The organism is uncultured Oscillibacter sp., assembly GCF_910587525.1.
In the GTDB taxonomy this organism is placed as follows: Bacteria; Bacillota; Clostridia; order Oscillospirales; family Oscillospiraceae; genus Oscillibacter.
Map to the genome: position 1 here is coordinate 1 of NZ_CAJULS010000135.1, position 6,002 is coordinate 6,002.

A 6,002-nucleotide genomic window follows, 5' to 3' on the forward strand; every position below is an offset into this window, starting at 1 on the left:
CGTAGGCGCTGGATGGAGCGATACCCAACACCTGCGCCACTATCCTTGCGTTGAGGAACAGTGGCAGTTCCTCGTAGGTCTTGTAGACGGATTCCTTCATTTTCACTTCCTCCAAACAATGCTTGACTTTTCGATTGTCATAATGTAGACTGAATAAAAAAATACAGACGATAGGTCTTTCTTGCTGGCAGTGTAACACAGCCTTGAGCACATGTCAAGTCCTATTTGAAAAATAATTTAATTAAGTCTAAAATGGAGGCCTCTATGCTTTCTTTTCAATTCAAGACCTGCATCACAAATGGCAGGGAGCTCTATGCGTTTATAGAGGAGGAACTGAACGACCAGCAGATGTCTACGAGGGCTACGGTATTTCCAGAGAGCTTGCTTTCTTTTCTGTACTTGGACATCGAACAGATGAGGCCGGTCTTTCAAGGCTTGGCCGACGGAGTGCGCAGGGTTATCACGGAAAAGAGCCGGGAGGAATCAGAGAGGACCTACAAACTTTTTTGCGATTTGGCGGACGCTCACGTCTACTTTGAATTGCTTCGTCTGGACTGGAAACTTCGCCTGGACCGGGCGTGGTACATGGGCTACGAGTTCCCGCAGAACTTTTTGCAGGCGGAGTACCTGGACGAGATGCCGGATAAGCTCCTGACGCTTCAACAGCAGGCGCTGGAGCTGCTCACTCAAATTTGGGTCACGGATACCGGCGAGTGCTCTGTAGACGAAAAAATGACTGCGTGCTACCTTGCGGCGGAGCAGGCGGGGAGGGAACTGTTTCGTTTTCAGCCGCAGCGGATGAACTACGAGCTGCTGTACCGGGAGACCTTCGCGGAAATTTTGTGCCCGGAGACGGTATATGACCTGATTGATTACCATCTCCGGGAGTGCCTGAAGCGGGAAATCAAGATGCGGGCGTGCAAAAACTGCGGGCGGCTGTTTGCGGTGACGGGACACGGCGGTATCGAGTATTGCGACCGGCCTTTTGACGAGAAGGGGCGCACCTGCAAGGAGATCGGCGCGTTCCGGGTGTGGGAGAAGAGCAAGAGCGGAGATGAGGTGTTCAAGGTTTACCGTCGGGAGTACAAGAAGCGTTTCGCGTGGATTAAGTCCGGGCGGCTGACGCAGGAGGAATTTTACGCCTGGAGCGAAAAGGCCAGGGAGAAGAAGGCGGAGTGCGAGAGTGGGAAGACCACACTGGAGGAATTTGGCCGGTGGTTAGGCGAGTCTTAGCGGAACGCCCCCAAGGGAGAACCGCTTCTCCCTTGGGGGCTATTCTTTGTTTACAGCGCATCAATTTTTGAGTGAAGCAGACCTCCACGTTTTACCCCTTCACCTCAAGCAGATCTGTTCCCGCCTGAATCTCACCCTGGGCGACGGGGGCCACGCTTTGGTAGTCCTCGGTATTGCAGACGATCATGGGGGTGGTCAGCAGGTAGCCCGCCGCCTTGATGGCCTCCATGTCAAAGGAGATGAGCAGGTCGCCCTTCTTCACCTTCTGCCCCACCGCAACGTGGGCGGTAAAGTGCTGCCCCTTCAGTTCCACAGTGTTGATGCCGATGTGGAGCAGGACCTCCACGCCGTCCTCCGTCACTAGTCCGATGGCGTGATGGGTGTCGAAAAGATTATCCACCTCGGCGTCCGCCGGTGCGTACAGCTTGCCCTCGCCGGGCTCCACGGCCACGCCGTCTCCCAGGATGCAGTTGGAGAACGCCTCGTCCTGGACCTCCGCCATGGGGATCACCGTGCCGCTCATGTGTGCCGCCAGCACTGCGTCCTGTTTCTTCGCCGAGGGCTTCTCCGCCGCTGGGGCGGCGGGAGCGGGAGATACCAGGCTGTCCAGCCGGTCCGCCTCGGGACTTTCTATGAAGTCCACCAGGTTGGACTTGATGACGGCCACCTGGGGGCCGTAGATTACCTGCACACCGTTGCCCTTGTGAATAATGCCGGAGGCCCCGGACTGTTTGAGCAGGACGTCGTCCACCTTGCCCGCGTCGATGACCGTCACCCGGAGTCGGGTGGCGCAGCAATCCACGTCGGAGAGGTTCGCCTTGCCGCCCAGGCCCTTGAGAATTAAAGCGGAAACTGGGTCGGACACGCCGCCGGCGGGAGTGGAGCCGTCGGGACCCACGCCGGTCTTGGCTTTAAAGTCGGAGCGGGTGAAGAGCTTGGTCTCCTCGCCCTCGTCCTCCCGGCCGGGAGTTTTCAGGTCCATTTTGGTAATCATGAAATAGAAGGTAAAGTAGTAGACTACGAAATACACCGCGCCCACAATGATGACCCAGATCCAGTTGGTCTTGGCGTTGCCCTGGAGGACGCCGAACAGGGTCAGGTCGATAATGCCGCCGGAGAAGGTCATGCCCACGCCCACGTTGAAGATGTGCATCAGCATGTAGGAGAGACCCGCGTACACGCAGTGGACGGCGTACATCAGAGGAGCCACGAACAGGAACGTGAACTCCAGGGGTTCCGTGATGCCCGTCAGCATGGCGGTGAGAGCGGCGGAGATCAGAAGGCCCCCGGCTACCTTGCGCTTTTCCGGCTTGGCGGTCTTATACATGGCCAGGGCCGCGCCGGGCAAGCCCATAATCATGAAGGGGAACTTACCCGCCATAAACCGGGTGGCGGAGACGGAAAAGACTTCCGTGGACTTGGAGGCCAGCTCCGCGAAGAAGATGTTCTGCGCTCCTTGGATGGTGACGCCGTCGATGACGGCGGTGCCGCCCACAGCAGTCTGCCAAAAGGGCATATAGAAAACATGGTGCAGACCGAAGGGGATCAGGGCCCGCTCCAGAATGCCGTAGATCCATGTGCCCGCGTAGCCGGAACGGATGACCAGGTCACCCAGGGCGGCGATACCCATTTGGACGATGGGCCAGACATAGAACATGGCGATGCCCACCACCAGGAACACGGCTGTGGAGACGATGGGCACGAAGCGGGTACCGCCGAAGAAGGAGAGCACCTGAGGGAGCTGAATCTTATAGAAACGGTTGTGCAGCGCCGCCACACCCAGGCCCACGATGATGCCGCCAAAGACGCCCATCTGCAGGGTGGTGATACCCAGCATGGAGGTGGTGGAGTTGGCCGCCATGGCCTCCACGCCGCCCCGGGCGGTGATCATGGCGGAGATGGCGGTGTTCATGACCAGGTAGGCGATGGCGCCGGAGAGGGCCGCCACCTCCTTTTCCTTCTTGGCCATGCCGATGGCTACGCCCATGGCGAAAAGCAGGGCCAGGTTGTTGAACACGGCGCTGCCGCACTGGTTCATAATGTCCAGGATGGTGTAGGGAACGCTGCCTGGATAAATGACGCCGGTGAGGCCATAGGCCTCCAGCATGGTCTGATTGGTGAACGAGCTGCCGACGCCAAGCAAAAGGCCCGCCACCGGCAGCAGGGCGATGGGCAGCATAAACGAGCGGCCCACTCGCTGAAGTACTCCAAAGATTTTGTCCTTCATAACATGTCCTCCTTTTATTTGCTTCCCAGATTGATGCGCTTGAGGTGGATGGTCAGGTAGATCAGCTCCGCATCGGACACCTCCTTCTGGTAGGTATTGCGAATGAATTCCGCAATGTGCCGGGCGCATTTATAGTGCTGTGCGCAGTTGCGGGTAATCATCTCCTGGAAGTCGGCGTCATACTCGTCCGCCTGGCCGGGCGCGGCATGGAACAGCCGCTGGGCAAAGTAGCGCAGGTGGACGATAAAGCGGTTGAAGTCCAGGGATTCCCGGTCAAATTTCTTCTGATAATAGTACTCCACCACTTCCAGCGCCCCCTCGATGAGTTTGGTGATGTCCATCATGACGCTCATGGAGGTGTTTAACTCCGCGTTGACAATGTGCAGGGCGATGAAGGCGGCCTCGCTGGAGTTCAGGTCCGTCCTGGTTTCCTCCCGGATGACCCGAAGGCAGTGCTGGCCCAGATGGTACTCCGTGGGATAATAGCTGATGATGGCCCCCTCCAGGGGGTTAGCAAACTCGATCCCGTCTTGCTTGCGCTTGATGGCAAAGCTGATGTGGTCGGCCAAGGTGATGAGCAGGGACTCGTTCAAGGGCGCGGTGATTTGGCTTTTGATGTACTCGATCAGGCGCTGCGTCAGCTCCAGATGCTCCATGGGTATCTGCTCTACCAGTTCCCGCAACTTGCGCTGTCCGGCCTTGTCTTCCATGTGATAGGTCTTTTCAAAGAGAGCCGGGTCTATCCGTTCCCCAATCTTCCGCTTGAAGCCCAAGCCCTTTCCGGTGACGATCATTTCGCCTCCCTGATTGTCCACTACGCAGAGAATATTGTTGTTGATGACCTTTTTGATGCGCAAATCCTCTGCCTCCTCTCAAAAAAACAAACCAGCCCCATCTGGGCATCTGCGCAAAATACGCACAAATACACTCAGACAGAGTTGGTCAAGCCCAGCGAACCGGTAACATTCCAACATGAAATTATTTATATGATAGCGTTGTCCCGAAAAGAAGTCAAGAGAGGATTGCGGTGCAAGATTAGATTCTGCTGATTTCATAATTTTCGCACGGCGCTTTTGGGCAATTGGACAAGTGTTTTGGACGGTTTTCGATCTCCCGGTGTATTGCGTACCAATTTTTGGACGGTGCTCCTGACCCACACCGTGACCCACACGGCGAAATGACCGGACGGAATCAATGGACGGAAAAGTGTCAAAGACCACGACCCTCTGCAACAAAAATGCCCCGAAAGCACCGGAAAGCGGTACTCCCAGGGGCGGCAATCAGTTGGTAAGGATGAGGTCCCCAGTTCAAATCTGGGTAGCAGCTCCATAAAGTCCAGCTTTTTCTTTCGGAAAGGCTGGATTTTTCTTGTATTTCAGCACTTTTCTCGCTGATTTGAATTTCTGAATTTGGGTTTGACCACACAACCAGCCACAGACAGAGAAAAACGGCTCACCGAGAGGATATCCCACTCGGTGAGCCGTAGATTTTTGTCAGCCTGCTTTCAGACGCACTCTTTCAGCGGCGATTTCCGCTTTCATTTCTACGATCATCTCTGCCAGCAGTTTTTCGCACTCTTCCTCACTGTGAGCGTAGATGTTCCGGGGGCGCTTTTTGCCGTCCAGCCAGATGGGAGAGTGGCGTCCTTCCCAGAGTTTTTCATTGATTTGGGTGACGCATCCGGTTCCCGCCTTACGCCGCTGGCCTTTGTGGGCCTGGAATGTACTGGGAACAGGCTTCCGAGGTGCTAACTGACTCTCTGCTTGTAGCTCAGTTTTGCCGATACCCTGGTCGATTTTTACCGCCGCTGTACGGCGCATCTCATCGGTAACGTGAGCGTAGATGTTCAGTGTGGTGCTACTGGAGACATGGCCGATAATAGTGGACAGGGTCTTGATATCCATCCCATGCTCCAGGGCAGTGGTAGAAAATGTGTGTCTGAGGTCATGAAATCTGATTTTCTTACATTCTGCCCGTTCCAGAACAGTCTGTAATTTTTTGCGAACTGCGGCTGGGTCTCTGGGCGAGTCCACGCTGACCGGGGAAGGAAACATCCACCGGGAGTTCACGGTTTTTTTGTAGGCCTTGAGGACGCCCAGAACAGGCACAGGGAGGATCACGCTGCGGTTGCCAGCCTTGGTTTTGGGTGGAGAGGCCACCAGCTTGCTCTTTATCCGATGAACCTGTCGCTGTACTCGGAGTTCCCCAGTGCGGAGGTTGAGGTCATCCCATTGGAGGGCGCATATCTCGCCCCGCCGCAGTCCAGTGGAGAGCTCCAACAGGAGAAGCTCAAAGCAGTTGTCCTCCTTGGCTTGGATTAGCAACCGCTGGATTTCTTCCGGGGTCAGCACCTGCATCTCCCTGGCCTTGGCGGAGGGGAGACGACAGCCATCAGCTGGATTGCGGAATAGGAGCTTTTCGGAAACCGCTTTGTCCAGTGCGGCGTGGAGGGTGGTGTGGGTGCCCCGAACGGTCTGGTCGGACAACCCCTCCCCGTATAACTCTGTGCGGAGGAGTCTGCCGCCCTGCTTGAGTTTAGCGT

Annotated in this window: 4 protein-coding genes and 1 pseudogene; 1 reads left to right on the forward strand and 4 read right to left on the reverse strand. The window is 56.1% G+C overall.

Annotated features, from left to right (window positions below; translation table 11 throughout):
• Positions 1 to 100, reverse strand: a pseudogene (locus QZ326_RS10720) (DNA-binding protein); the annotation flags it as partial.
• Between the two features lie 164 nt (positions 101 to 264).
• Between QZ326_RS10720 and QZ326_RS10725 the strand changes: the two are divergent.
• Positions 265 to 1,233, forward strand: coding sequence for a DUF6076 domain-containing protein (locus QZ326_RS10725; protein WP_295745020.1), 969 nt, complete (start codon positions 265 to 267; stop codon positions 1,231 to 1,233).
• Positions 1,234 to 1,324: 91 nt separating this feature from the next.
• On the opposite strand, the gene QZ326_RS10730 is transcribed toward QZ326_RS10725, so the two are convergent.
• The 3 genes from QZ326_RS10730 to QZ326_RS10740 form a co-directional block, all read right to left on the reverse strand.
• Positions 1,325 to 3,460 (reverse strand): PTS transporter subunit IIABC, encoded by a 2,136-nt coding sequence (locus tag QZ326_RS10730; protein WP_295745021.1) that lies wholly within the window; start codon positions 3,458 to 3,460, stop codon positions 1,325 to 1,327.
• Positions 3,461 to 3,474: 14 nt separating this feature from the next.
• Entirely contained in the window at positions 3,475 to 4,317 is an 843-nt protein-coding gene (gene licT, locus QZ326_RS10735; RefSeq protein WP_295745023.1) for a BglG family transcription antiterminator LicT, read from the reverse strand.
• Between the two features lie 636 nt (positions 4,318 to 4,953).
• Positions 4,954 to 6,002 (reverse strand): site-specific integrase (locus tag QZ326_RS10740; protein WP_295745025.1); only part of this gene is annotated, 1,049 nt, incomplete at its 5' end.

Coding starts and splice junctions, on each gene's coding strand:
- QZ326_RS10725 (WP_295745020.1), top strand. CDS start 265: ATGCTTTCTTTTCAATTCAAGACCTGCATCACAAATGGCAGGGAGCTC.
- QZ326_RS10730 (WP_295745021.1), bottom strand. CDS start 3,460: ATGAAGGACAAAATCTTTGGAGTACTTCAGCGAGTGGGCCGCTCGTTT.